This is a genomic window from Cellulomonas endometrii, from assembly GCF_949769265.1.
GTDB classification, from domain to species: domain Bacteria; phylum Actinomycetota; class Actinomycetes; order Actinomycetales; family Cellulomonadaceae; genus Cellulomonas; species Cellulomonas endometrii.
On record NZ_CATKPC010000003.1, the window covers coordinates 242,013 to 266,009 of the forward strand.

At 74.0% G+C, this 23,997-nt stretch carries 27 protein-coding genes and 1 pseudogene; 14 read left to right on the top strand and 14 right to left on the bottom strand.

Annotation, left to right across the window (positions count from 1 at the left end; genetic code table 11):
* Window positions 1-32 precede the first annotated feature (32 nt).
* The 7 genes from QNH85_RS05615 to QNH85_RS05645 form a co-directional block, all read right to left on the bottom strand.
* On the bottom strand, window positions 33-1,196 hold the full coding sequence (locus QNH85_RS05615; protein WP_282945251.1) for an ABC transporter substrate-binding protein: 1,164 nt from the start codon (window positions 1,194-1,196) through the stop codon (window positions 33-35).
* Window positions 1,197-1,317: 121 nt separating this feature from the next.
* Window positions 1,318-2,136, bottom strand: a complete 819-nt coding sequence (locus QNH85_RS05620; RefSeq protein WP_282945252.1) for an ABC transporter permease — start codon at window positions 2,134-2,136, stop codon at window positions 1,318-1,320.
* Complete coding sequence (locus tag QNH85_RS05625) at window positions 2,133-2,957, bottom strand: ABC transporter ATP-binding protein (protein WP_282945253.1); 825 nt, start codon at window positions 2,955-2,957, stop codon at window positions 2,133-2,135. Before QNH85_RS05625 ends, QNH85_RS05620 begins: the two co-directional genes overlap by 4 nt.
* On the bottom strand, window positions 2,954-3,904 hold the full coding sequence (locus QNH85_RS05630) for an ABC transporter permease (RefSeq protein ID WP_282945254.1): 951 nt from the start codon (window positions 3,902-3,904) through the stop codon (window positions 2,954-2,956). The genes QNH85_RS05625 and QNH85_RS05630 overlap by 4 nt, the downstream gene beginning before the upstream one ends.
* Window positions 3,901-4,932 carry a TIGR03842 family LLM class F420-dependent oxidoreductase gene (locus QNH85_RS05635; RefSeq protein ID WP_213283706.1) on the bottom strand — a complete coding sequence of 344 codons (1,032 nt, stop codon included), beginning with the start codon at window positions 4,930-4,932 and terminating at the stop codon, window positions 3,901-3,903. Before QNH85_RS05635 ends, QNH85_RS05630 begins: the two co-directional genes overlap by 4 nt.
* Before the next feature lie 20 nt (window positions 4,933-4,952).
* Window positions 4,953-6,386, bottom strand: coding sequence for a dihydropyrimidinase (gene hydA, locus QNH85_RS05640; RefSeq protein ID WP_282945255.1), 1,434 nt, complete (start codon window positions 6,384-6,386; stop codon window positions 4,953-4,955).
* Window positions 6,387-6,414: 28 nt separating this feature from the next.
* Window positions 6,415-7,263 (bottom strand): nitrilase-related carbon-nitrogen hydrolase, encoded by an 849-nt coding sequence (locus QNH85_RS05645; protein ID WP_282945256.1) that lies wholly within the window; start codon window positions 7,261-7,263, stop codon window positions 6,415-6,417.
* 178 nt (window positions 7,264-7,441) lie between these two features.
* Between QNH85_RS05645 and QNH85_RS05650 the strand changes: the two genes are divergently transcribed.
* The 5 genes from QNH85_RS05650 to cofD all read left to right on the top strand — a co-directional run bounded on the left by QNH85_RS05650 (window position 7,442) and on the right by cofD (window position 13,308).
* On the top strand, window positions 7,442-8,866 hold the full coding sequence (locus QNH85_RS05650; protein WP_282945257.1) for an aminotransferase-like domain-containing protein: 1,425 nt from the start codon (window positions 7,442-7,444) through the stop codon (window positions 8,864-8,866).
* 491 nt (window positions 8,867-9,357) lie between these two features.
* On the top strand, window positions 9,358-10,371 hold the full coding sequence (locus QNH85_RS05655; RefSeq protein WP_282945258.1) for a putative F420-0 ABC transporter substrate-binding protein: 1,014 nt from the start codon (window positions 9,358-9,360) through the stop codon (window positions 10,369-10,371).
* Between the two features lie 11 nt (window positions 10,372-10,382).
* Complete coding sequence (locus QNH85_RS05660; RefSeq protein WP_282945259.1) at window positions 10,383-11,486, top strand: putative F420-0 ABC transporter permease subunit; 1,104 nt, start codon at window positions 10,383-10,385, stop codon at window positions 11,484-11,486.
* Complete coding sequence (locus QNH85_RS05665; protein ID WP_282945260.1) at window positions 11,477-12,289, top strand: putative F420-0 ABC transporter ATP-binding protein; 813 nt, start codon at window positions 11,477-11,479, stop codon at window positions 12,287-12,289. Before QNH85_RS05660 ends, QNH85_RS05665 begins: the two co-directional genes overlap by 10 nt.
* Window positions 12,286-13,308 carry a 2-phospho-L-lactate transferase gene (gene cofD / locus QNH85_RS05670; protein WP_282945261.1) on the top strand — a complete coding sequence of 341 codons (1,023 nt, stop codon included), beginning with the start codon at window positions 12,286-12,288 and terminating at the stop codon, window positions 13,306-13,308. Before QNH85_RS05665 ends, cofD begins: the two co-directional genes overlap by 4 nt.
* 18 nt (window positions 13,309-13,326) lie before the next feature.
* On the opposite strand, the gene cofC is transcribed toward cofD, so the two are convergent.
* Together cofC and QNH85_RS05680 are read right to left on the bottom strand one after the other, a co-directional pair.
* Window positions 13,327-14,001 carry a 2-phospho-L-lactate guanylyltransferase gene (cofC, locus tag QNH85_RS05675; RefSeq protein WP_282945262.1) on the bottom strand — a complete coding sequence of 225 codons (675 nt, stop codon included), beginning with the start codon at window positions 13,999-14,001 and terminating at the stop codon, window positions 13,327-13,329.
* Between the two features lie 50 nt (window positions 14,002-14,051).
* Complete coding sequence (locus QNH85_RS05680; RefSeq protein WP_282945263.1) at window positions 14,052-14,423, bottom strand: iron chaperone; 372 nt, start codon at window positions 14,421-14,423, stop codon at window positions 14,052-14,054.
* Between the two features lie 160 nt (window positions 14,424-14,583).
* Here QNH85_RS05680 and QNH85_RS05685 point away from each other — a divergent pair, with 160 nt between their 5' ends.
* The 7 genes and pseudogenes from QNH85_RS05685 (at window position 14,584) to QNH85_RS05715 (ending at window position 17,721) form a co-directional block, all read left to right on the top strand.
* Window positions 14,584-14,796 carry a hypothetical protein gene (locus tag QNH85_RS05685; RefSeq protein WP_282945264.1) on the top strand — a complete coding sequence of 71 codons (213 nt, stop codon included), beginning with the start codon at window positions 14,584-14,586 and terminating at the stop codon, window positions 14,794-14,796.
* A gap of 31 nt (window positions 14,797-14,827) precedes the next feature.
* Window positions 14,828-14,923: pseudogene (locus QNH85_RS05690) on the top strand (HhH-GPD-type base excision DNA repair protein); the annotation flags it as partial.
* Between the two features lie 61 nt (window positions 14,924-14,984).
* The gene (locus tag QNH85_RS05695) at window positions 14,985-15,614 is read left to right on the top strand and encodes a DUF5343 domain-containing protein (RefSeq protein ID WP_282945265.1); all 630 of its coding nucleotides are present in this window, start codon (window positions 14,985-14,987) and stop codon (window positions 15,612-15,614) included.
* Complete coding sequence (locus QNH85_RS05700; RefSeq protein ID WP_282945266.1) at window positions 15,611-16,174, top strand: Swt1 family HEPN domain-containing protein; 564 nt, start codon at window positions 15,611-15,613, stop codon at window positions 16,172-16,174. The genes QNH85_RS05695 and QNH85_RS05700 overlap by 4 nt, the downstream gene beginning before the upstream one ends.
* 38 nt (window positions 16,175-16,212) lie before the next feature.
* Window positions 16,213-16,782: an HhH-GPD-type base excision DNA repair protein gene (locus tag QNH85_RS05705; RefSeq protein WP_282945267.1), complete on the top strand. Its 570-nt coding sequence runs from the start codon at window positions 16,213-16,215 to the stop codon at window positions 16,780-16,782.
* 54 nt (window positions 16,783-16,836) lie between these two features.
* On the top strand, window positions 16,837-17,286 hold the full coding sequence (locus tag QNH85_RS05710) for a hypothetical protein (protein ID WP_282945268.1): 450 nt from the start codon (window positions 16,837-16,839) through the stop codon (window positions 17,284-17,286).
* Window positions 17,287-17,340: 54 nt separating this feature from the next.
* Entirely contained in the window at window positions 17,341-17,721 is a 381-nt protein-coding gene (locus QNH85_RS05715; protein ID WP_213283719.1) for a YbjQ family protein, read from the top strand.
* A 28-nt stretch (window positions 17,722-17,749) separates the two neighbouring features.
* Here QNH85_RS05715 and QNH85_RS05720 read toward each other — a convergent pair whose 3' ends face one another.
* The 5 genes from QNH85_RS05720 to QNH85_RS05740 all read right to left on the bottom strand — a co-directional run bounded on the left by QNH85_RS05720 (window position 17,750) and on the right by QNH85_RS05740 (window position 21,425).
* Window positions 17,750-18,142 carry a hypothetical protein gene (locus tag QNH85_RS05720; RefSeq protein WP_282945269.1) on the bottom strand — a complete coding sequence of 131 codons (393 nt, stop codon included), beginning with the start codon at window positions 18,140-18,142 and terminating at the stop codon, window positions 17,750-17,752.
* Window positions 18,139-18,987, bottom strand: coding sequence for a coenzyme F420-0:L-glutamate ligase (locus QNH85_RS05725; RefSeq protein WP_282945270.1), 849 nt, complete (start codon window positions 18,985-18,987; stop codon window positions 18,139-18,141). The genes QNH85_RS05720 and QNH85_RS05725 overlap by 4 nt, the downstream gene beginning before the upstream one ends.
* A gap of 2 nt (window positions 18,988-18,989) precedes the next feature.
* Window positions 18,990-20,009, bottom strand: a complete 1,020-nt coding sequence (locus QNH85_RS05730; RefSeq protein ID WP_282945271.1) for a TIGR03557 family F420-dependent LLM class oxidoreductase — start codon at window positions 20,007-20,009, stop codon at window positions 18,990-18,992.
* Between the two features lie 113 nt (window positions 20,010-20,122).
* The gene (locus QNH85_RS05735) at window positions 20,123-20,500 is read right to left on the bottom strand and encodes a hypothetical protein (RefSeq protein WP_282945272.1); all 378 of its coding nucleotides are present in this window, start codon (window positions 20,498-20,500) and stop codon (window positions 20,123-20,125) included.
* Window positions 20,501-20,579: 79 nt separating this feature from the next.
* Window positions 20,580-21,425: a LysR family transcriptional regulator gene (locus tag QNH85_RS05740; protein WP_213283723.1), complete on the bottom strand. Its 846-nt coding sequence runs from the start codon at window positions 21,423-21,425 to the stop codon at window positions 20,580-20,582.
* A 212-nt stretch (window positions 21,426-21,637) separates the two neighbouring features.
* Here QNH85_RS05740 and QNH85_RS05745 point away from each other — a divergent pair, with 212 nt between their 5' ends.
* Window positions 21,638-23,089, top strand: a complete 1,452-nt coding sequence (locus QNH85_RS05745; protein ID WP_282945273.1) for an MFS transporter — start codon at window positions 21,638-21,640, stop codon at window positions 23,087-23,089.
* A 124-nt stretch (window positions 23,090-23,213) separates the two neighbouring features.
* Window positions 23,214-23,936 (top strand): 4'-phosphopantetheinyl transferase family protein, encoded by a 723-nt coding sequence (locus tag QNH85_RS05750; protein WP_282945274.1) that lies wholly within the window; start codon window positions 23,214-23,216, stop codon window positions 23,934-23,936.
* The last annotated feature ends 61 nt before the right edge of the window (window positions 23,937-23,997 follow it).

A 23,997-nucleotide genomic window follows, 5' to 3' on the forward strand; every position in this document is an offset into this window, starting at 1 on the left:
GCCGGCGCGCTGCCGGCCCGGGCGCGCGCCCGTCAGTTGCCGCCGGGCTGGAGCTCGACGTCGACCGGCGCGAAGTCCGCCCCCTCGACGTCCTCGCCCTCGGCGGTGAGCTCGTCCAGCGCCTGCTGCACGTACTCGTTGGTGTACGCGGTCTCCGGCGGGTCGGCCGAGATGATGGTCGCGCCGGTCTCGTTGGAGGTCTGCTTCGCCATCTCGACGGTCGAGTCCCAGGCCGCCTCGTCGATGAGCCCGATGCCGCCCGAGGTGGACGGCCAGATGAGCTTGTTGACCTCGTTGGTCATCCAGAGCTGGTGGCTGGTGCCGAGCGTGGAGCCCGCCGCCGTGACGATGTCCGCGGCCTCCTGCGGGTTGTCTCGCGCGTACATCCAGCCCTTGAGCGACGCCTTGATGAACGCCACGGTCGTCTCCGCGTACTCCGGGTCGTCCGCGAGCCGGCCCGCGTCCGCCCAGATGGCGTCCTGCAGCATGGCGGTGCCCTCGTCGTTCCAGTCGATGACCGAGAAGTCGTCGGGCTGGTAGAGCTCGCCGGTCTCCGGGTTCTCGGTCTCCAGCAGCTGCGCGTACTCGTTGTACGTCATGGCCTGCGCGGCGTCGATGTCGCCCGCGAGGAACGCGTTCATGTCGAACGCCTGCTGGACGATCTCGAAGTCCGTCACGCCGGCCTTGTTCAGGCCCGCGAACAGCTCCCACTCGTTGCCGTAGCCCCAGGAGCCGATCTTCTTGCCCTCGAGGTCCGCGACCGAGTCGATGCCGGCGTCCGCGAACGACACCTGCAGGGTCGCGGAGCGCTCGAAGATCTGGGCGACGTCGGTGATGTCCGCGCCCTGCTCGATGGAGCCGAGCACCTTGGGCACCCACGCGATCGCGTAGTCGACCTCGCCGTTGGCCAGGGCGTCCTGCGGGACGATGTCGCCGCCGCTCGGGATGATCTCGACGTCCAGGCCCTCGTCCTCGTAGAACCCCTGGTCCAGGGCCGCGTAGTAGCCGGAGAACTGCGCCTGCGTGAGCCACTGGAGCTGGAGCTTGACCGGCGTGAGCTCGCCGGACCCGCCCGACGACGCCGACTCCTGCGAGCCCGCCTCGTCGTCCGAGCCGCTCGAGCAGCCGGCCAGCGCGAGCGCCGTCACGACCCCGAGCGCGCCTGCGCCCCGCCATGCCCGCCTCGTGTTCCTCATGTCGTCCCCTTCCGTCCTGCCTGTGCTGCGCGTGTGGAGCGTGAACGGCCCTCCTGGCGGCGTCGGCAGGCGGGTGGTGCGACCCGCGGACCCCCGGCCGCGGGACGTGTGGGGGTGGCGCTCAGGTGCGCCGGACCCCGCGGCTCCCCCGCCGCTCGACGGCGAGGGTGACCCCGTAGAACACGAGCCCGACGACGACGCCGCCGAGCACGAACGCCCAGGCGCGGGCGTAGTTGCTGCCCGCCGCGGCCGTCGTGATGAACGAGCCGATGCCGGAGCGCGGGCCGCCGAAGTACTCGGCGACGATCGCGGAGATGACCGCCAGCGACGACGCGAGCCGCAGTCCGGTGAACACGAACGGCAGCGCCGTCGGGACGGTCACCGCGCGGACGGCCTGCCGGGGCGTGGCGGCGTAGGCGCGCATGAGGTCGCGGTGCACCGGTCGCACCTGGCGAAGCCCGCGCAGGGTGTTGACGAACACCGGCACGCCGACTGCGACGGCCACGACGATCTGGCGGCCGGTCTCCACCGACGCCCCGTACATCGTGTAGAGCACGGGCGCGAGGGCCACGACCGGCACGACGGCCAGCCCCGCCACGAGCGGGTTCAGCAGCGCGTCGACGGTCCGCACCGCGGAGGCGAGCACCGCGGCGGCGATCGCCACGACCGCGCCGAGCAGCAGGCCGACGAGCGCGTTCGTGCCGGTCACCAGCGCCGCGGACGCGATCGTCGGCAGGAGCGCGACGAGCTCCCGCGCGATGTCGGCGGGGCTCGGCAGCAGGAACGGCGGGACGTCGCCGAGCGTGACGACCGCCTGCCACGCGGCGACCAGGGCGACGAGCAGGACCACCGGGGCGGCCCGGTGCCCGGCGCGGGACCACCCGGCCCGCGACCGCTCCGCCCGCGACCGCCGCGGCCCGGCGGTGACGGCCCCGCTCACCGGGTCTCCACCCCGCGGCTCGGCACCGCGTCCGCGCCGCCGTGCAGCGCCTCGCGCACGGCCGTGACCGCCGCGAAGTAGCCGGCGTCCTCGCGCAGGTCGTCCCCGCGCTCCCCCGACCGGCCGAGCCGCACGTCGACGACCCCCGCGATCCGGCCGGGCCGGGCGGACATCACCACGACGCGGTCGGACAGGAACACCGCCTCGGGGATCGAGTGCGTGACGAAGACGACCGCCGCCTGCGTCTCGGCGCAGATCCGGACGAGCTCCGACTGCAGCCGCTCCCGGGTCATCTCGTCGAGCGCGCCGAACGGCTCGTCCATCAGCAGCAGGCTGGGCCGCTCGGCCAGGGCCCGGGCGATGGCGACGCGCTGCTGCATGCCGCCCGACAGCTGGTCCGGGAAGCTGTCGGCGAACTCCGTGAGCCCCACCAGCGCGAGCATCTCGTCCGCGCGCTCCCGGCGCGCCCCGCGGCCGACGCCGTGCAGCGACAGCGGGAGCTCGATGTTCGCGCGGACGGTGCGCCACGGCAGCAGGCCCGCCTGCTGGAACGCGATGCCGTAGTCGTGCCCGAGCCGCGCCTGCTCGGCGGACCGGCCGAACACGGTGATCGAGCCCGAGGTCGGCCGGTCGAGGTCCGCGATCAGCCGCAGCAGCGTGGACTTCCCGCAGCCGGACGGACCGATCAGGGACACGAACTCGCCCGCGCCGACGGTGAGGTCGACGTGCTCGAGGGCGGTGACGGCGCCCTGCTGACCGCGGAACACCCGCCCGACGCCCGAGACCTGGACGGCGGTCGCGGTGACGGTCGCCGCGCTCATGCGGTCACCTCCGCGCGGCGGTACCGGCGCAGGGCCGTGCCGAGCAGCGCGACCGCCCCGGAGGCGACCAGGCCGAGCAGCACCGCCCCGAAGATCGGCGCCCACGGCTTGGCGGGGTCGCTGCTGGCGAAGTTGGCGAACTCGAGGATCATGCGTCCGATACCTCCGGGCATCCCGGTCGAGACCTCCGCGACGACGACGCCGAGCACGGCGCTCGTGGCCGCCAGGCGGAGGGCGGGCAGCAGGTGCGGCACGCCGGCAGGCAGCCGCAGGTGGATCAGCTCCTGGGTCCAGGACGCCGCGAACCCCGCGAACAGCTCGCGGTGCAGCGTGTCCGGCGACGTCAGCCCCCGCAGGGCCCCGACCGCCACGGGGAAGAACGCCAGGTACGAGGCGATGACGGCGACCGACATCCACGGCTCCCAGGTGAAGCCGAGCTCGAGCTTGGAGCCCCAGCCCTTGACGAGCGGCGCCAGGGCGATGAGCGGGACGGTCTGGCTGAGGACGACCAGCGGCAGCACCGCGGACTGCGCGACGCGCGACCGCGTCATGACCAGCGCCAGCAGGAACCCGACGACCACCCCGATCACCCAGGAGACCGCGGCGATCCGCAGGCTCGTCCCGCCGGCGCGGAGCACCGCCAGCCAGAGCGGGTCCGCGCCGGGCTGCGCGGTCAGCGGGTCGCCGAGCCGCGCCAGCATGTCGGTCACGTGCGGCATCGCCAGGTCGGAGGTCCGGGGCAGCAGGCGCAGCTCGCCGATGCTCCAGCCGTCCTCCGGGACGACCGCCTTGACGAGCTCCCACAGGACCGCGACGAGGACCAGGGCGGCCAGGCCGAGCGCGACGGGCCGCAGGGCGCGGACCGGCCGGGGCAGCGCGCGGGTGCGGGGCGCGGCGGGGACGGCGGTCGCCTCCGGCGCGTCGCCCACGGTCACCGCGGCCGTCATGCGGTCGCCACGACGTGCTCGGCCATCGCCGGGATGACGCGCTCGCCGTACATGCGCAGGGTCTCGTCCTTGTTGTCGTGCTGCAGGTAGCCCGCGAACTGGGTGACGCCCAGCTCGCGCAGGGCCTTCAGCTTCTCGACGTGCTCCCGCGGGCTGCCGATCAGGCAGAACCGCTCGACGATCTCGTCCGGCACGAACTGCGTGTGCGAGTTCCCGGCGCGGCCGTGCTCGTTGTAGTCGTAGCCCTGACGGTCCGCGATGTAGTCGGTCAGCGCCTTCGGCACGGACGAGCCCTGGCCGTACTTCGACACGATGTCCGCGACGTGGTTGCCGACCATGCCGCCGAACCACCGGCACTGCTCGCGCATGTGGGCCCGCGCCGCCGGGGAGTCGCCGTCGCCGACGTACATCGGGGCGGCGACGCAGAACTTGATCGAGTCGGGGTCCCGGCCCGCGGCCTCGGCGGAGTCCCGGACGGACCGGATCATCCACGCGGCGATGTCCGGGTCCGCGAGCTGCAGGATGAACCCGTCGCCGACCTCGCCGGTGAGCTTCAGGGCCAGCGGCCCGTACGCCGCGACCCACATCTCGAGCTCGCTGCCCCGGCTCCACGGGAACTGCACCTTGCGGCCGTTGTGCTCGACCGCCCGGGAGTTGCCGAGCTCGCGGATCACGTGGATCGCCTCGCGCAGCGTCGCGAGGTTCGACGGCCGGCCGTTCAGGGTCCGCACCGCCGAGTCGCCGCGGCCGATGCCGCACACCGTCCGGTTGCCGTACATCTCGTTCAGCGTGGCGAACGAGGACGCCAGCACCGTCCAGTCCCGGGTGGCCGGGTTGGTCACCATCGGCCCGACCTTGACCCGGCGCGTCGCGGCCAGGATCTGGGAGAACACGACGAACGGCTCCTGCCAGAGCAGGTGCGAGTCGAAGGTCCACACGTAGTCGAACCCGTGGGTCTCCGCCTGGCGGGCCAGGTCGACCACGCGCGACGCGGGCGGGTCGTTCTGCATGACGACGCCGAACTCCATGGCGCGCCTCCTTCCGGGTGTCAGATGAGGTACTGGGACAGGCCGCGCTTGACGTACTGCCCGTGGCCCGCGCGCCCGAGGAACGCGCCGCCGTCGACGACCACCTCGCCGCGGGACAGCACCGTGTCGACGTGGCCGTCGACCTCGAAGCCCTCCCAGGCCGAGTAGTCCATCCGCATGTGGTGCGTCTTCCCGACGCCGATCGACGTGTGGCCCTGCGGGTCGTAGACCACGACGTCGGCGTCCGCACCGGGAGCCAGGACGCCCTTCTTGCCGTACATGCCGAACATCCGGGCCGGGGTCGTGCAGCAGATCTCCACCCAGCGCTCGAGGGTGATCTCCCCGGTCACGACGCCCTGGTAGAGCAGGTCCATCCGGTGCTCGACGGAGCCGATGCCGTTCGGGATCTTCGAGAAGTCCCCGAGCCCCATCTCCTTCTGGTCCTTCATGCAGAACGGGCAGTGGTCGGTGGAGACCAGCTGCAGGTCGTTCGTGCGCAGGCTGTTCCACATCTGGTGCTGGTGGCCCTCGGCCCTCGACCGCAGCGGCGTCGAGCACACGTACTTCGCGCCCTCGAAGTCGCCCCACTCGCTGCTCTGCGCCCCGAGGTGCTCCTCGAGGGACAGGTACAGGTACTGGGGGCAGGTCTCGCCGAACACGTTCTGGCCCTTGTCCCGGGCGAGCGCGATCTGCTCGGCGGCCTGCTTCGCGGAGACGTGCACGACGTACAGCGGCGCGCCGGTCAGGTTGGCCAGCATGATCGCGCGGTGCGTGGCCTCCTCCTCCGCCTGCCACGGGCGGGAGACGCCGTGGTAGTACGGGGTGGTCTCGCCGCGGGCCACGTGCTGCTGCACGAGGGTGTCGATGACCGACCCGTTCTCGGCGTGCATCATGATCATCGCGCCGTTGTCGGAGGCCTTCTGCATGGCCCGCACGATCTGGCCGTCGTCCGACAGGAACACGCCCTTGTAGGCCATGAACAGCTTGAACGACGTGACCCCCTCGGCCACCAGCTCGTCCATGGCGTGCAGCGACGAGTCCTGGACGTCCGACAGGATCTGGTGGAACGCGTAGTCGACCGCGCAGCTCCCGGCGGCCTTCTGGTGCCACAGGGCGTACTGGTCGACCGGGTTCTCGTGCGGGTACTGCACGACGAAGTCGACGATCGTCGTCGTGCCGCCCCACGCCGCGGCGGTCGTGCCGGTCTCGAACGTGTCCGAGGCGGACGTCCCCCCGAACGGCATCTCCATGTGGGTGTGCGCGTCGATCCCGCCCGGGATGACGTACTTGCCCGTCGCGTCGATGACGCGGTCGACCGTGGCGGTCAGGTCGACGCCGAGCGCCGTCGAGCCCGGCTGCAGCAGCGCGACGATCGTCTCGCCGTCGATCAGCACGTCCGCGGCGCCACGACCCGTGGCGTTGACGACCGTGCCGCCGGTGATGAGCGTCTTCATGCGGGGTCCTCCTGGCGGGCCGGCGGGATCAGGGAGCGACGATCGGGCCGTACGCGTCCGGGCGGCGGTCGCGGAAGAACTGCCACCGCTCGCGCACCGTGCGGATCTGGTCCAGGTCCAGGTCGCGGATCAGCAGCTGGTTGTCGGTCTGCGACCCGACCTCGCCGACGTAGTTCCCGTCCGGGCCGACCGCGTAGGACGAGCCGTAGAAGTTCACCGCCTCGTCGCCGTACTCGTTGTCCTCGAGGCCCACGCGGTTGTTCGCGATGACGAAGTAGCCGTTCGCGACGGCGGCCGCGGGCTGCTCGATCTCCCAGAGCTTGTTCGAGATGCCGGGGGCGGTGGCGTTCGGGTTGAACACGATCTCCGCGCCGTTCAGCGCCAGGACGCGCCAGCCCTCCGGGAAGTGCCGGTCGTAGCAGATGTTCACGCCGATCTTGCCGACCGCGGTCTCGAACACCGGGTACCCCAGGTTGCCGGGGCGGAAGTAGAACTTCTCCCAGAACTTGGGCAGGTGCGGGATGTGGTGCTTGCGGTAGGTGCCCAGCAGCGTGCCGTCCGCGTCGATGACCGCCGCGGTGTTGTACAGCACGCCCGGCTGGTCCTCCTCGTAGATCGGCAGCACGATCACGATGCCGAGCTCCTGGGCGAGGGCGGAGAACCGCTCGGTCGTCGGACCGGGGATCGTCTCGGCGTACTCGTAGTAGTCGGTGTCCTGCGTGATGCCGAAGTACGGGCCGTAGAACAGCTCCTGGAACCCGATCACCTGCGCCCCGGCGGACGCGGCCTCGCGCGTCCAGTCCTCGTGCAGCTTGATCATCGACTCCTTGTCGCCCGTCCAGGTGGCCTGGGTGAAGGCGACGCGCACGACTGCCATGAAGTACCTCCGCTGCTGTGGATGACCCGCTGAGGAATGTGACTGTGGGGGTTGAACATTTCTGCGCGGTTTCTGGGCGTTTCGGTCGCGAGAACGCTCGTGACGGGGCTGTAAACACTGCGCACCGAGGCCGTCGGGTGGCGCGGGCGGCGCCGCGGGCGGGGGCACGATGTGCGGCATGGACGTGGCCCAGCACGTGGAGGACCGCAGTCCCCGGGGGATCGCGGCCGCCGTCTCGCGCCTGGTGCGCAGCGGTGAGCTGCGGCCCGGCGACCGCCTGCCCACCGTGCGGCGGCTGGCCGCGGACCTCGGCGTGAGCCCGGCGACCGTGAGCGGGGCGTGGCAGGCGCTCGCCGCCGTCGGCCTGGTCACGTCCCGCGGGCGCGCGGGCACGGTCGTGCTGCCGGAGCCCGCGTCCTGGCTGCCGCCGCGGTACCGCGACATGGCGTCGGGCGGCCGCGTCGAGGCGGTGGGCGCGACGGCCGAGGCCACGGTCGCCGTCGCGGTGCCGAGCCCCCGCCCCGCGCTCCGGCTCGACCTGTCCACCGGCACGCCCGACCCCGAGCTGCTGCCCCCGCTGCAGCGCGCGCTCGGCCGGATCGCCGCGAGCACCCCGGCCGCCGGGACCGGCACGTACCTCGGCACCCCGGTCATCGAGCCGCTGGAGCGCCTGCTGCGCGCGTCGTGGCCGTTCACGCCGCAGCGGGTCACGGTGGTCGACGGCGCGGTGGACGCGATGAGCCGCACCCTGGAGCAGCTCGCGGGGTTCGGGGACCGGGTGATCGTCGAGGACCCGTCGTTCCCGCCGGTGTTCGACCTGTGCGACCAGCTCGGCCTCGAGCGCGTGCCCGTCCCGCTCGACCGGCACGGCCTGCGGCCGGACGCCCTGGAGGCGGCGCTGCGCACCGGCGCGGAGGTGATCGTGCTCCAGCCGCGCGCGCACAACCCGACCGGCGTGTCCATGTCGTCCACCCGCGCCCGGGAGCTCGCCGCGGTGATCCGCCGGCACCTGGCCGCCACCCCGGGCGCCGACCTGCACGTCATCGAGGACGACCACTCCGGCGAGATCGCGTCCTCCGCCGACGTCTCGCTCGGCACGCACCTGCCCGACCGAGTCGTGCACGTCCGGTCGTACTCGAAGTCCCACGGCCCGGACCTGCGCATCGCGGCCGTCGGCGGGCCCGCCGCGGTGCTGGACCGCGTGATCGCCCGGCGGATGCTCGGGCCCGGGTGGACCAGCCGGCTGCTGCAGCACCTGCTGGCCGACCTGCTGGTCGACGGGGAGGCGCTGGCGGCCGTCGCACAGGCCCGGCGCACCTACTACGCGCGGCAGCGGGCGCTCAGCACCGCGCTCGCCGAGCACGGCGTCGTCGTCCAGCCCGGCGACGGGATCAACGTGTGGGTGCCCGTCGCCGACGAGGCGACGGCGCTCGTGCGGCTGGAGGCCGCGGGCATCCGGGTCGCGCGCGGCCGCCCGTTCCGCGCGGCGCCCCCGCCGGAGGGCGGCGCGGGGCACGTCCGCGTCACGGTCGGCGCCCTGACGGGCACCCCCGACGCGATCACCCGCACCGCCCGCGCGCTGGCCCTCGCCGCCGCCCCCTGACCCGCCCGGGCCCGCACGCACGCCCCCACGCACCCGCCCCCTCCCGCGTCCCGCACCCGCCGAGACTGCAGCAGGCGGGCGGTTCGCCGGCCTGAAGCCCCGCCTCCTGCAGTCTCGGTGCCGCCGGGCGCGGGGGAGGGGCGGCCGCGCGGGCGGGGGCGAGGAAGGGGCGGGCGGGCGCGGGCGGCGCGAGGGCGGGCGCGCGCGGGGCGGGCGGCAGGACGGGTGCGGCGGGGCGGGCGTGGGTGGGTCCCGGACCAGGCCGGATGTGGCCTGGACGTCGCCGCCCGCGCATGGACGGCGCAGCCACCGGGCGCGACGTGCACCCCCCTCCCGGCTCGCAGCAGCGGACTGCTCCGCGGCGCGGCCGTCCCCCAGCGTCCACCGTCGGACCGCGGCTCCCCGCACACCGGCGCCGCGGCCGCACCGACCGACGACGTCGCCGCGGTCCCCGCGCGCGCCGCCGTGGGCCGCACCGTCAGGAGTCCTCCGTGCGCAGCAGCACCACCCGCCGTCTCGTCCTCGCCGTCCCCGCCGCGCTGACCGTGCTCGCGCTGGCCGCGTGCGGCGGCGGCAGCGACCCGTCCGCCGACCCCACCAGCGCCCCGGCCACCGCGAGCACCGCCGCGTTCCAGCCCGTCACGCTCGACAACTGCGGCACGGAGGTCACCGTCGAGGCGCCGCCCGAGCGGGTCGTCGCGATCAAGTCGACGTCCATCGAGATGCTGCTCGCGCTCGGACTCGAGGACCGCCTGGTGGGCACCGCGTTCGCCGACGGACCGGTCCCGCAGGAGTACGCCGACGCCTACGACGCCGTGCCGGTGCTGTCGGACCAGGTGCCTGGGCAGGAGGCGCTGCTGGAGGCCCAGCCGGACTTCGTGTACGCGGGCTGGGAGTCGAACTTCTCCGACGACGGCGTCGGCGAGCGCGCGGCTCTCCAGGACCTGGGCATCGGTACGTACGTGTCCCCCGCCGCGTGCAAGGAGGAGGGCTACATGCCCGACCCGCTGACGTTCGACGGGCTGTTCGACGAGATCCGCGAGATCGCGTCGGTGTTCGGTGTGGAGGACCGCGCGGAGGAGGTCGTCGCGGAGCAGCAGGAGCTGCTGGGCTCCGTCGAGGCCCCGGCGCAGGAGACGACGGCGCTCTGGTACTCCTCCGGCTCCGACACCCCGTACGTCGGGGCGGGCATCGGCGCGCCGCAGATGATGATGGACGCCGCCGGGCTGACCAACATCTTCGCGGACGTGCACGACACCTGGACGTCGGCCGGCTGGGAGCAGGTCGTCGCGGCCGACCCGGACGTCATCGTGCTGGTCGACGCGACGTGGAACACCGCCGAGTCGAAGATCGCGATGCTCGAGGGGAACCCGGCCACCAGCCGGCTCACCGCGGTGCAGGAGCACCGGTACCTCACGGTGCCGTTCCCGGCGGCCGAGGCCGGCGTGCGGAACGCGCAGGCCGTCGTCGACCTGTCCGAGCAGCTCGCGGCGCTGGACGGCTGACCGGGGCGCCGATGACCACGACCCCGCCCCGCAGCGGTCCCGCCCGCACCGCGCCGGACCGCACCGCCACCGCCCCCCGCGCGCCGTGGCGCCCGCCCCTCGTGGCGACGCTCGCGCTCGGGCTCGCGCTGCTGGCCGGCACGGTGCTCGTCTGCGTCACGGTCGGCCCGGCGGACATCGCGGTGCCGGACGTCGCCCGCAGCATCCTCGGGCACCTGGGCCTGGGCCCGGCAGCGGGGGCGGACGGCGGCGTACCGGTGCTGACCGACGCGATCGTGTGGGACCTGCGGCTGCCGCGGGTGCTGACGGGTGCGGCCGTCGGTGCGGGGCTCGCGATCGCGGGGGCGGTCATGCAGAGCCTCACCCGCAACCCGCTCGCCGACCCGTACCTGCTGGGGCTGTCCTCCGGGGCGTCGCTCGGGGCGGTCGCGGTGCTGATCGTCGGCGTCGGCCTCCTGCTGCCGGTGGCCGCGTTCGCCGGGGCGCTCGCCGCGCTCGTCGCGACGCTCAGCCTCGCGCGCGTCGGCGGCGTCCTCACCCCCGGCCGGGCGGTGCTGGCGGGCCTGGCGGTGTCGCAGCTCGCGGCGGCCGGCACGTCGTTCGTCATCTTCTGGTCGGCGAAGGGCGACTCCTACCGGGAGATCCTGAACTGGCTGCTCGGCTCGCTGGCCGGGTCGACGTGGCAGTCCGTGGTGATCGCCGGCGGCGCGCTCGTCGTGGTCGGGGCGGCGCTCGTCGCGTCGTCGGTGCGGCTCGACGCGTTCGCGTTCGGCGACACCGCGGCCGCGGCGCTCGGCATCGACGTCGACCGCACGCGGTGGGTGCTCATGACGCTGGTCGCGCTGCTCACCGGGGCGATGGTCGCGGTCAGCGGGTCGATCGGGTTCGTCGGCCTGGTGCTCCCCCACGCCGTGTCCGCGCTCACCGGGCCCGCGCACCGCCGGCTGCTGCCGGTCGCGGCCGTCACGGGCGCGATCTTCCTGGTGTGGGCCGACACCGGCGCGCGGACCCTGTTCGACCCGCGGGAGCTGCCCGTCGGGATCGTCACGTCGCTCATCGGGGTGCCGGTGTTCGCGGTGCTGCTGCGCCGCGGGAGGGGCAGCGCATGGACCTGACCATCGCGGGCGTCGGCACCCGGCTCGGCGGCCGGTGGGTGGTCGACGGCGTCGACGCGACCCCGCCCGCCGGGGCGCTGACCGGGCTGCTCGGCCCCAACGGCGCCGGCAAGACCACCCTGCTGCGGCTCGTCGCCGGGCTGCTCGACCCCGAGGCCGGTGCCGTCCTGGTCGACGACGTGCCGGTGCACACCGTCCCCCGCCGGGAGCGTGCGCGGCGCATCGCCCTGCTGGAGCAGGAGTCGTCCTCGACCGTCCCGCTGACCGTCCGGGAGGTCGTCGCGCTCGGCCGCATCCCCTACCGGACCCTGTGGGGCACGGACGCGGACGACGCCGCGGTGGACCGCGCGCTGGTGTCCGCCGACGCCGCACACCTCGCGGACCGCGCGTGGTCGGCGCTCTCCGGCGGCGAGCGGCAGCGCGTGCACATCGCCCGGGCGCTCGCGCAGGAGCCGGAGCTGCTGCTGCTGGACGAGCCGACCAACCACCTCGACGTGAGCGCCCAGCTCTCGCTGCTGTCGTTCGTCCGCGACCTCGGCCGGACGACCGTCGCGGCCCTGCACGACCTCAACCTCGCGGCGGCGTACTGCGCGCACGTGCTCGTGCTGTCCCAGGGCCGGCTGGTGGCGGCGGGCGACCCGCGCGAGGTGCTGACCGAGTCCCTGGTGCGCGACGTCTACGGCGTCGACTGCGCCGTGCTGACGCACCCGCGGACGGGGCGGCCGGTGATCGCGTTCGGCGACGCCGCCCCCACGCCGTCCGGCACCCCCGACCGCACGCCGGTCACCGAAGGAGCACGATGAGGATCACCGTCCTGTCCGGCGGCGTCGGCGGCGCCCGGTTCACCCGCGGCCTGCTGGCCCTGCTCCGCGACCGGCTGCCCGACGGGCGTGGCGGCACGACCGCCGAGGTCACGGTCGTCGCGAACACCGGCGACGACATGTGGCTGCACGGCGTCCGCGTCTGCCCCGACCTCGACACGCTGATGTACACCCTCGGCGGCGCCGTCCACGAGGACCAGGGCTGGGGCCGGCGCGAGGAGTCGGGCCACGTGAGCGCCGACCTGGCCGCGTACGACGTCGGCTGGGAGTGGTTCACGCTCGGCGACCTGGACCTCGCGACCCACCTGGCCCGCACGCAGTGGCTGCGCGAGGGCATGACGCTGTCCGGTGCGACCGAGCGGCTGGCGCGGCGCTGGGACCTCGCCGGGCAGGGGGTGCGGCTGCTGCCGATGTCCGACGAGCCGGTCGAGACGCACGTGCGGGTCGCGGACGCCGACGGCACCGAGCGGCTGGTCCACTTCGAGGAGTGGTGGGTCCGGCACCGCGCCGCACTGCCCGCGCTCGGGTTCGTGCAGGTCGGTCTGGAGTCGGCCGCGCCGGCGCCCGGGGTGCTGGACGCGCTGACCACGGCGGACGTGGTGATCGTGCCGCCCTCCAACCCCGTGGTGTCGGTGGGGACGATCCTCGCGGTGCCCGGGATCCGCGCCGCGCTGACCGCGACCTCCGCGCCGGTCGTCGGCGTGTCCCCGATCGTCGGCGGCGCCCCGGTGCGCGGCATGGCGGCCGAGTGCCTCGCGACGATCGGCGTCGAGGCCACCGCCGAGGCCGTCGCCCGGCACTACGGCCGCCGCGCGGACGCCTCGCGCACCGCCGGCGACCCCGGCGTGCTCGACGCCTGGCTGGTCGACACCGTCGACGCCCACGCGGCCGAGAAGCTCGCCGTCGACGGCTGGCGCGCCGCGGCCACCGGCACGCTCATGACGGACGTGCCCGCGACGGCGCGGATCGCGGCGGAGGCGCTGGCGCTCGTCGGCCTCTGACAGCCGCTCCGCACAGGGTCAGCCGAGCGGCCCCAGCCGCCGCAGCAGCGCCCCGGTCCGCCCGCCGACGCCCCGCTCCAGGAGCGCGGTCAGGTCCTCCGGCACGTCCACGTCGTGCCGCAGCGTGGAGCCCGCGGGCAGGTCGACGACCACGTGCCCGAGCCGCTGGTGCGCCGCCGCCGACCCGCCGCCGAACGCCGGCTGCAGCCGCTCGCCGGTGCGGGCGGTGAGCAGCGTGGTGCCGGTCCCCTCGGCGTCGGGGACCACCGCGAGCGGGTGCGCCTCGGCCGCCGCGAGCGCCGCGTCGAGCTCCGCGGGGTCCAGCCCGGGCAGGTCCCCGAGCAGCACCCCCACGTGCGCGGTCGGCGCCTCGGCGCGGGCGGCGGCCACCCCGGCGGACACGGCCCGGTCCAGCGAGGCCCAGCCGCCCCGCGCGTCGTCGGCGGCGGCCGGCGGCTCGGGCAGCACCCGCGCCCGCCGCAGCGCCCCGGCGCCCCCGCCCACCTCGGGGTCGGCGGTCACGACCAGCACCCGAGCGACCCGCGGCGCCGCCAGGACCGCCTCGACGGTGTCCAGCGCCATCGCGCGGACCAGCGCGGCGCGGGCGCCCGGCTCGAGCACGTCGGCGAGGCGGGTCTTGCCGCGACGCGCGTCCTTGACGGGGACGACCAGGACCCAGCGACCGAGCAGCACGCAGGCACCTTACGCGCGGCACCGGTCGCCAGCGGGCCGGCGTCCGGCGGTCAGTCCCCGCGCCTCCCCCGGTCGAGCGCCGCGTCGATCTCCGCGCGCCGCTCGCGCACCAGCGCGTCGAACGCCTCGGGCGGCAGCGGGTGGTCCGCGGTGCACCGGATCCCGCCCTTCGTGGCGTCGAAGCCCTCCAGCGTCGCCAGCACGCTCGCGGTGACGTCGGAGCTGAAGGGGTACGCCGTGCAGCCGCGGTCCCCCACGACGACGCTCACGAGCGGCCGCCCCCGGTACCGGAAGGCCGCGAGCCCGTAGCTCGTGCCCTCCTCGACGTCGGGCACCAGCGCCCGCGCCCGGTCCAGCAGTCCGGCCACCACGTCGTGCTCGGGCCCGCGCAGCGAGCTCACGTACTCCGCGACCTCTCCCACGGCTGCTCCCCTCCGGTGCGTCCGTCGATCCTGGCACCGGAAGCGTGCCGCACGACACCCCCCGATCACCCGGTCCAGCCCTCGACAGCGCGCACCCGCGGCCGATGGGGTGAGGTGCAGCGCCCGGCAGCGTGCCCGGCGGCGGAGGGGGGTGACCGGCATGAGCGTGCGACAGCGCGTGATGTCCGTGCTGACCCTCACCGGCTGCCTCGTCGGCCTGGTCGCGATCCCCGCCGGCTGGGGCGCCCACGAGCCGGCGCGCTTCTGCCGGACGGCCGCCGAGTGCCCGGACCTGCGCTGGCCCGCGGCGTCGACCGTGCCGCTCGGCACCGTCGGGCTGGACCCGGTCACCGCGGCGCCCGTCGCCCCGTGACCCCCCGCGGGCGCGGTGCGAGGATGGCCCCATGACGCTCTGGCTCACCGGCGACCCCGACGCGGACCGCCTGCTCGACTCCGACCCGTTCGCGCTGCTCGTCGGGATGCTGCTCGACCACAGCATCCGTTAACCATGAGGTTCTGAATCTCGCCCGGTGGGTGGGGTCGATCCTCTAGTGTCTGGCCATGAGTGTGCCGAGCGCCTACCTGACGAGCACGAAGAACACGGCTGACATCCTGAGCGCCATCCAAAAGGCCGCCGTACCCGAGACCTTCACTTACGAGTTCTTGAAGCAGCTAGGGTACGCCAGCTCCTCCGACCGACCAATGATTCCGGTGATGAAATCCATCGGGCTCTTGGATGCTGGCGGCCGACCCACAGCTCGTTATCGCGAGTACAAGGACTCCACACTCGCGAGGCAGGTGCTTGCCTCCGGCTTGCGCGAGGCATATCGAGATCTGTTCGCCATCGATACGGACGCGCAGCACCGCTCCCTGACTGACCTGAACGGCATGTTCGCGCGACTCTCCGACAAGGGATCGTCGGTCACGCAGAAAATGGCGGCCACTTTCAAGACGCTTGCCGACCTGGCCGACTTCTCAACCGCCGCTGAACCACTTCCCAGCGAGGAGGCGCCTCAGCCTAGTGAGGCCACCACGCCTTCCGAGTCCACGCGCGTCAATGGCTCAGCCGCTGACACCACGGGACCCGCGCACATTTCATTGCGTCACGATGTCCATGTCCACCTGCCGTTGTCCACAGATGTCGCTGTCTATGATGCGATATTCAGGAGCTTGAAGGCGAACCTCACGTGAGTCAGTTCGAAGCCGAGGTTCAAGCATTCTTGTTCCGCGCTATGGCGACGAACCGCAGCGTGGGGGTTCCAAGCAGCAGTAGCTCCTCCGACCGCGCAACTCAGAGCCCGATCGAACAGTTCTCGCCGACTGCTCGCGCCCAGGCGGAAGCTATGGGCCAGGTCTACGAGCTATTGTATTGCCTTGAGAACTCCATTCGCGAACTCGTAGAAGTGACGCTTAGGGAAGCATTCGGCGCCGAAGAGTGGTGGACTCACGGCGTAGATTCGACTATACGAAAGAGCGCCGAACGACGCCAGGTAGATGATCAGAAGGCGCGCTGGCACGGCCCGCGAGGCGACTCTCTTCTCTCGTACGTCGATTTCCCCCAGTACGGGGATATCATTGCAAGTCAGTGGCAGCACTTTGAGCCTCTGCTTGGCGATCAAGCGTGGGTGAACTACTACTTCGCGGAGCTGAACCGAACCCGGCGCGCATTGGCTCACACCGGAACCCTGACCGACGCCGACGTTGAGCGAATGGAGGTCCGCGTACGGGATTGGCTACGAGTCGTCGGCTGACTACGCTCACGCCGCGCCGGTCGTGCCATGCTGGAAGCATGACGCTCTGGCTCACCGGCGACCCCGACGCGGACCGACTGCTCGACTCCGACCCGTTCGCGCTGCTCGTCGGGATGCTGCTCGACCAGCAGGTCACGATGGAGTCGGCGTTCGCCGGGCCGGCGAAGATCGCCGCGCGCATGGACGGGTTCGACGTCCGCCGGATCGCCGAGGCGGACCCCGAGGAGTTCGCCGCCCTGTGCGCCACGCCGCCGGCGGTCCACCGGTTCCCCGGCTCGATGGCCGCCCGCATCCAGGCCGTCGCCCGCGCGGTCGCCGACGAGTACGACGGCGACGTCACCCGCCTGTGGACCGACGGCGACCCCGACGGCGCGACCGTCCTGAAGCGGCTCAAGGCGCTGCCCGGGTTCGGCGACCAGAAGGCCCGCATCTTCCTGGCGCTGCTCGGCAAGCAGCGGGGCGTCGAGCCCGCCGGGTGGCGGGAGGCCGCGGGCGCCTACGGGGACGACGTCCCGCGCTCGATCGCCGACGTCCGCGACGCCGTGTCGCTCGGGAAGGTGCGCGAGACGAAGAAGGCCGCGAAGGCCGCCGCCCGCGCGACCGCCTGATCTTCCCGGTCCGTTCGACCCCGGACCGGGCCCGCCCTGGTGAAGACTGCAGCCATGCCGCACCAGGTCCGGGTCCACGGCCGCGACGTCGTCGTCGAGCGCCCCTTCGGCTCGAGGCCGCGGCTGACGGTCGACGGCGTCGAGCTGCCGCGGGACCGTCTCGGGCGCTACGTGCTCACCGACGACGCCGGGGACGCGCGGGTCGTCGACACCTCGCTCGACTGGAAGCAGCTGGCACCGGTCCTGCGGGTCGGGGAGGAGAAGGTCCTGACCGCCCCGCCCCTGCCGCGCGGGGCGTGGTGGCTGCTGGCGCCCGTCGTGGCGCTGGTGCTCATCGGCGGTGCCCTCGGCGCCGCGCTGGGCATGGGTGCGGCCGTGCTCGCCGCCTCCCACCTGCGGCGGTCCCCGGCCGGCTGGCCCCGGTGGGTCGGGGCGGGGGCGATCGTGCTGCTCGCGTTCGTCGTCCACTGGTGCGTGGTCGCTGTCCTGCGGGACGTCATCTGACGTCACCCGCCCGGCGCAGCCGTCCCGCTCGGCCCGCGTGGGACGATCGGGCGCATGATCGTGGTGACCAGCAACGAGATCCCCGGCTACCGCATCCAGGCGGTGCTCGGCGAGGTGATGGGCCTGACGGTGCGCTCGACGAACATCGGCGCGAACGTCACGGCCGGGTTCCGGTCCATCGGCGGCGGCGAGATCCCGGAGTACACGAAGATCATGTACGAGAGCCGCCACGAGGTGATGCGCCGCATGAACGAGGAGGCGACGCGCCGCGGGGCGAACGCCATCGTCGCGATGCGGTTCGACACCGACTCGATCGGTCAGTTCAGCGAGGTCTGCGCGTACGGCACCGCGGTGATCGCCGAGCCGATCCCGGCCGGCGAGCCGGGGGCGACCGGCCAGTCGGCGCAGATGGCGGCGGAGCAGCCGCCCCGCTGACGCCCCCGCGGGCGCGCGGCCCCGCGGCTCAGCCGGTGAGCCCGTCCGGCAGCGGGAGGTTCACGAGGCGCAGCAGCCGCACCACCGTCTCCTCGACGAAGGTGTCGTCCGGCTCGCGGCCCTCGAGGGCCATCAGCCGCCGGACCTCGCCGGGCTGCACGTCGTCGACGCCCACGAGCTCCGCCCACGCGGCGAAGCCCTCGGCCTCGGCGTCGATGTCGACCGGGTCGCTCTCGGCCGGGTCGTCGAAGAAGTCGCGGGGCTGGAACCCGAGGTAGAACCGGCCGGCGCTGGTCGGCGACGGCGCGTAGTCGACCACGGCGATGTCACCGTGCTGGACCTCGACGGTCAGGCTCGGGGTCGCCGTCGGGTCTCCGCCCCACGTGCCCCCGCTGTACCGGTACGTCGCGCTGTCGCTCACTCCAGTCCTCCTTCGGTCCTGCCCTGCTCGCGCCCGGCGTCGCCGCCTGTCGCGTCCTTCCAGCCCCGGGCGTACGCCTCGGCGGTGCCCTCCGCGAACATGTCGTCCGGTCCCACGCGCACGAGCGCCCGCGCCCCGGGACCGTCCTCGTCGGTGACGGCGTGCGCCATCCCCCGGACCACGGCGAGCGGACGGCCGGTCGCCTTCCCCTTGACGAGCTCGGCGGCTGCGGCGATCTCGTCCGCGAGCGCCGCGACGCTGACCTGCAGCGTGCGGCCGTGGGTGTCCGTCGACCCGCGCAGGTCGTCGAGCACCCGCACCCCCGCGGCACCGATGGCGATGTCGGTCTGCCCCTGCCGCCAGGGTCGCCCGGCGGTGTCGGTGACCAGCACGCCCACCCGCACGCCGAACCGTGCCTGGACCGCGGACCGCAGCGCCCGGGCGGTGGCGTCCGGGTCGTGCGGCAGCAGCAGCACGGTCCCGTCGGGGGTGTTGGACGCGTCGACGCCGGCGGCGGCCATGACGAGCCCCAGCCGGTTCTCGACGATCCGCGTCACGCCCCCCGGGTGCTCCCGGGTCGCGACGACGCGCACGGTCTCGGCGGTGATCGCCGACTCGCGGTCCGCGGCCTGCACGACCCGCCCCTCGGCCTTGGAGACGATCTTGCTGGTCACGACCAGCACGTCGCCGTCGGCCAGCGCGGTCGCGGGCCGGGCGGCGGCGTCGGCCGCGAGCGCGTCCCCGAGCAGGACCGCCAGGTCGTCGCCGGGCTCGACCTCGCCGATGCCCGGGACGCCCCACGCGGTCAGGACGTCCGCCGCACCCGACCCGGGCCCGTCGGACACCGTCAGCGCACCAGCTTCGGGAGCACGTCGCGGCCGAACACGTCGATCCACTCGCGCTGGTTGCGGCCCACGTTGTGCAGGTACACCCGGTCGAAGCCGAGGTCGACGTACTTCTGGATCTCGGCGCGGTGCACGTCGGGGTCGGCGGAGATGACCATACGGCCCTCGAAGTCCTCCGGGCGGACGAGCTTGGCCATCTGCGCGAAGTCGAACGGCGAGCGGATGTCGCCCTTCGGGAACTTCATGCCGCCGTTCGGCCACTCGGTCATGGCGTTCTCCATGGCGTGCTCGTCGGTCTCCGCCCACGACAGGTGCAGCTGCAGCACCTTCGGCAGGTCCTCGGGGTTCCGGCCGGACTCGCGGACGCCCTCGTCGAACTTCCCGAACAGCCCGCTGATCTTCTCGAGCGGCGCACCGACGGTGATGAGCCCGTCCGCGTGCTTGCCGGCGCGCTTGGCGGTGACGGGGCCCGCCGTGGCGACCAGGATCTCCGGGGCGACCTCGGGCATGGTCCACAGGCGCGTGCTCTCGAGCTTGTAGAACTGCCCGGCGTGCTTGACGTCCTTGCCGGCGAGCGAGGCCGAGAACAGCTTCTTGATGATCTCGATGGCCTCGAACATCCGGTTGATGCGCTCCGGCGCCTCCGGCCAGTAGCTCGCGGTGATGTGCTCGTTCAGCGCCTCGCCGGAGCCCAGGCCGAGCCAGTGCCGGCCCGGGTACATCGCGGCGAGCGTGGCGGACGCCTGCGCGACCATCGCGGGGTGCCAGCGGAACGTCGGCGCCGTGACCCCCGGGCCCATGTCGCCGGTGGTGCGCTCGCCGAGCGCGGCCAGCACGTTCCACACGAACGCGGACTGCCCCTGCTGCGGCACCCACGGCTGGTAGTGGTCGGCCGCCATGGTGCCCAGGAAGCCCCGGCTCTCCGCGTAGGCGGACAGCTCGACGGCCTCCGTCGGATGGAACTGCTCCAGCATCGCCGCGTACCCGACCTGCAGGCCCTCGGCCACCACACCCTGTGCCACTGACGCTCTCCCCAGTCCGGCCCGCGCCCGCGGACCCTCTCGCAGCGTAACCAGGCGGTGTGTCGCCCGGATTCCCGGCGCGGGTCGGCGCGGTGTCGCCGCCCGCGCCGGTGTCAGGAGGCGCGGACCACGTTGACGAGCAGGCCCTGCTGCGCGAGCCGCGCGGCAACGGCCTCGCTCACCTCGGCGAACACGGACTCGGAGCGCTGCAGCCCGAACGCGCCGCCCATCCCGCCGGCCCCGGACTCCCGGAAGAACCGCGCGACCGGGGCGCCCTGGTGGTCGAAGAACTGCACCGCGTACACCAGCCGCTGGCTCTTGCGCCCCGCCAGCGCCCCGAGCAGGGCGGTCGCGGCCACGCTGCCGCGGGCGACGGTCCAGGTGCCGTTCGGCTCGGTCGTCACGGTGAAGCCGTGCTCGGCCAGCGCGGCGGCGAGCGCGGTGCGCGCGGCTTCGGGAGACCCGGTCAGGAAGTAGTCGGCGCAGGCCACGGTGGTCCTCTCGAGATGGGGGCCCACGGGCGGGCCGCGCGCGACGTTAGCGCAGCCGTGGCGTCGGCGTCAGCCCTGCTCAGCGCGGCGAGGTGCCGAGGATCGCGTTCGTGAGCGCGGCGATCGGCTCGGCGGCCGACTGGGGGTTCGCGACCAGGGTGATGTCGACGTCGCCGAGCCCCGGCAGGCCGGTCCCCGCGGGGAGCTGGACCAGGTCGTCCGGGATCAGGCTCTGCGGCAGCACGGCGATCCCGATGCCGGCCCGCAGCGCCGCGAGGACCCCGTTCACCTCGACCGTCTTGCAGGTGATGCGCCAGGGCCGGCCCGCGTCGGTGAGCGCGGCGACGGCCGCCTGCCGGGTGAGCGACGTGCCCTGGTAGGTGATGAGCGGGACCGGGGTGTCCGGGTCGACCGTCGTGCCCGGCAGCGCCACCCAGACCAGCCGGTCCCGCCGGACGAGCTGCCCCTCGGCCTGGCCCGCGGCCTCCTTGATGAACACGAGGTCGAGCTGGCCGGCCCGCAGGCGCCGGTGCAGGGCGCCGCTCTGGGCGACCGTGAGCTCGAGGTTGATCCGCGGGTGCAGGCGGCGGAAGTCCCGGAGCACGCGGGGCAGCTGGGCGAGCGCGAGGTCGTCGGCCGCCCCGAACCGGAGCCGCCCGTGCATCGCGGAGCCCGTGAAGTACCGCTGGGCCTCGTCGTGCGCCGCCAGGATGGTCCGGGCGAACGACGCCATCGCCTGCCCGTCGTCGGTGAGCTGCACGCCGCGGGTGTCCCGGTCGAGCAGCCGGCGCCCCGCGGCGTCCTCGAGCTTGCGGACGTGCTGGCTGACCGTGGGCTGCGACAGACCGAGCCGTGCAGCGGCCCGCGTGAAGTTCAACGTCTCGGAAACAGCGAGGAAAGTCCGGAGCTGGTCGGGGTCAAACATGCCGGTCCTCCGATTTGTCCGGATCGTCTCTGACCTGCGACGACGCGTCGCGATCATTACACAACATGATCACACTGATAGCCGTCATGACGTCGAAAAATGAGGCGGTGCGACGTATCGTAGAGGCAACCGACGATTCGGCGGACCCGTCACGAACGCGTCCGCACCCGTTCCGCACGACACCAGCCTCTCCCCCTCAGCAAGGAACACCTGTGTCACCGGCTCGACGCCCGTCCCTGTCCCCGACCCGTACCCGCCGCCCCGCCCGGCCCGCCGGACCCGCCCGCGTCTCCCGGACGCTGCACCGCCCCCGGCTCGCGCTGCACCGCCGGCCCTCGCCCGCCGCCAGCCCGACGGACGCGACCGCCGACGCCCCCGCCCCCCGGGCGCGGAACGCCACGCTCGCTGCGCTCGGCGTCCGGAACTTCCGCCTCTACGTCGGCTCGCAGGTGCTCACGAACACCGGCGGCTGGGCCGCCCGCGTCGCGCAGGACTGGCTGGTGCTCAGCCTCACCGGCTCCGCCGCCCTGGTCGGCCTCACCGTCACCCTGCAGTTCGTGCCGATGCTCCTGCTCGGGCTCGTCGGGGGCGTCGTGGCCGACCGGTACCCGCGCCGCCGGGTGCTGATGGTCACCCAGACGATCTTCGGCCTCTCGACGCTCGCGATCGGCGTGCTCGCGCTGTCCGGGCACGTGCAGGCCTGGCACGTGCTGGTGGCCGCGTTCGTCAGCGGGCTGGCGACGGTCTTCGACAACCCCGCGCGGCAGGCGTTCGTGCACGAGATCGCCGGCCCGCAGCACCTGCGGCAGGCCATCAGCGTGAACTCCGCCGTGTTCCAGCTCGGCGGGCTGGTCGGCCCCGCGGTCGCCGGCGGCCTGATCAGCGCGGTCGGCGAGGGCTGGACGTTCCTGCTGAACGCCACCGCGTGCTTCGTCGCCGTGCTGCTGCTCGCCGTGATGCGCGCCTCCGAGCTCACCGCGGCCCCGGTCGTCGCCCGGGCGAAGGGGCAGCTGCGCGAGGGCCTGGCGTACGTGCGCCGCAGCCCCCGCATCCTGTGGTCGGTCGTCCTGGTCGGCTTCGTCGCGGTGACCGGCGTCAACATGGCGACCGTGCTCGCGTCGTACACCGACCAGGTGTTCCGCACCGACGCCGGCGGGTACGCGCTGCTCACGTCGATGCTCGCGGTCGGCGCGCTCACCGGGGCCCTGCTCTCCACGCGCCGGCGCAGCAGCCGCATCACGCACCTGGTGCTGCTCGCGGGCGGGATCGGCGTCCTGCAGGTGCTCGCCGCGTTCGCGCCCGGCAAGCCGGTGTTCATCGCGGTGCTCGTCGCGATGGGCGTCGTCACCCTGCTGTACCTGACCGGGTCCAACACGCTGGTGCAGACCACCGTCGCCCCGCACGTCCGCGGCCGCGTCATGGCCCTGTACGTGCTGGTGCTGCTCGGGGCGCAGGCCGTGTCGGGCACGCTGATCGGCTGGGTGTGCGAGCACCTGGGCGCCCGCGCCGGCATGGTGGCGTGCGGCGTCGGCCCGCTGCTCGGTGCCCTCGTGGTCGGGGTGGCGCTCGCCCGCCGCAGCGACTCCGGCGTGCGCGGCACGGTGCGCCGGTTCACCTCCCGCGAGACCCTGCGCCACGACGCCCGCGAGGCCGTCGCCGCCTGACGCGCGCCCGCCCGGTCTCCTCGGGTGGACGGTTCGGACGGACACGCCGGGAGCGTGTCGGCTCGAACGGTCCAGCCGTGCTCCGGGGGGCGGCCCGCGCTCCGGGCCGGGGATGATGACGGGCGTGCCCGCGCCCGCGTCCCCTCCCCTGCTGCTCGTCGGCCACGCCGTCGTCCGGCCCGGGCTCGCGCGGCGGCTGACGGCCGACGAACGGCTCCGCGTCGACCGCGCCGCGCCCGCCCACCGGGACGCGGTCGCCACCGCGCTCCTGCTCGCGCGGTGGTTCCTCGCCGACGCGTGCGGCGTGGCGGCCGACACGGTCCGGATCCGGCGACGCTGCCCCCGGTGCGGCAGCACCGACCACGGCGTCCCGTGGGCGGCCCGCGCGGACGGCGGTCCCGTCCCGCACCTGTCCACGAGCCGCTCCGGCGACCGGGTCGCCGTCGCGCTGTCCGACGCCGGCCCGGTCGGGATCGACGTCGAACGCCGCGACGCCGACCCCGGCCGCGCCCTCGCCGCCGTCGTCCTCGCGCCCGGGGAGGCGCGCGCCGCGGGACCGGGCGGGCTGCTGCGGACGTGGGTCCGCAAGGAGGCCGTGCTCAAGGCCGCCGGCACCGGGCTGGCGGTCGACCCCCGCGCGGTGGTGCTCGCCGACGGCGTCCCGCGGCCCACGGTGCGGACCACCGCCGCCGAGCTCGACCCCCCGGCCGGTGCCCGCTGGTGGCTCACCGACCTCGACCTGGGCGATGACCACCTCGCCGCCCTGGCCTGCACGACGCCCGGGTCCGCCGCCCCGGAGGTGCGGGTCGCGGCGGTCGACCTGACGGACGCGTCCAGCGCGGCGTGAGGTCGTCACACCGGCACGAGGTCGTCCCGCAGGAGTGACGACCTCGTGCAGGACTGACGAC

Coding starts and splice junctions, on each gene's coding strand:
- QNH85_RS05710 (WP_282945268.1), top strand. CDS start 16,837: ATGCCGCACCAGGTCCGGGTCCACGGCCGCGACGTCGTCGTCGAGCGC.
- QNH85_RS05625 (WP_282945253.1), bottom strand. CDS start 2,957: ATGAGCGCGGCGACCGTCACCGCGACCGCCGTCCAGGTCTCGGGCGTC.
- QNH85_RS05650 (WP_282945257.1), top strand. CDS start 7,442: ATGGACGTGGCCCAGCACGTGGAGGACCGCAGTCCCCGGGGGATCGCG.
- QNH85_RS05615 (WP_282945251.1), bottom strand. CDS start 1,196: ATGAGGAACACGAGGCGGGCATGGCGGGGCGCAGGCGCGCTCGGGGTC.
- QNH85_RS05635 (WP_213283706.1), bottom strand. CDS start 4,932: ATGGAGTTCGGCGTCGTCATGCAGAACGACCCGCCCGCGTCGCGCGTG.
- QNH85_RS05630 (WP_282945254.1), bottom strand. CDS start 3,904: ATGACGGCCGCGGTGACCGTGGGCGACGCGCCGGAGGCGACCGCCGTC.
- cofD (WP_282945261.1), top strand. CDS start 12,286: ATGAGGATCACCGTCCTGTCCGGCGGCGTCGGCGGCGCCCGGTTCACC.
- QNH85_RS05695 (WP_282945265.1), top strand. CDS start 14,985: ATGAGTGTGCCGAGCGCCTACCTGACGAGCACGAAGAACACGGCTGAC.
- QNH85_RS05740 (WP_213283723.1), bottom strand. CDS start 21,425: ATGTTTGACCCCGACCAGCTCCGGACTTTCCTCGCTGTTTCCGAGACG.
- QNH85_RS05645 (WP_282945256.1), bottom strand. CDS start 7,263: ATGGCAGTCGTGCGCGTCGCCTTCACCCAGGCCACCTGGACGGGCGAC.
- QNH85_RS05660 (WP_282945259.1), top strand. CDS start 10,383: ATGACCACGACCCCGCCCCGCAGCGGTCCCGCCCGCACCGCGCCGGAC.
- QNH85_RS05715 (WP_213283719.1), top strand. CDS start 17,341: ATGATCGTGGTGACCAGCAACGAGATCCCCGGCTACCGCATCCAGGCG.
- QNH85_RS05685 (WP_282945264.1), top strand. CDS start 14,584: ATGAGCGTGCGACAGCGCGTGATGTCCGTGCTGACCCTCACCGGCTGC.
- hydA (WP_282945255.1), bottom strand. CDS start 6,386: ATGAAGACGCTCATCACCGGCGGCACGGTCGTCAACGCCACGGGTCGT.
- QNH85_RS05665 (WP_282945260.1), top strand. CDS start 11,477: ATGGACCTGACCATCGCGGGCGTCGGCACCCGGCTCGGCGGCCGGTGG.
- QNH85_RS05705 (WP_282945267.1), top strand. CDS start 16,213: ATGACGCTCTGGCTCACCGGCGACCCCGACGCGGACCGACTGCTCGAC.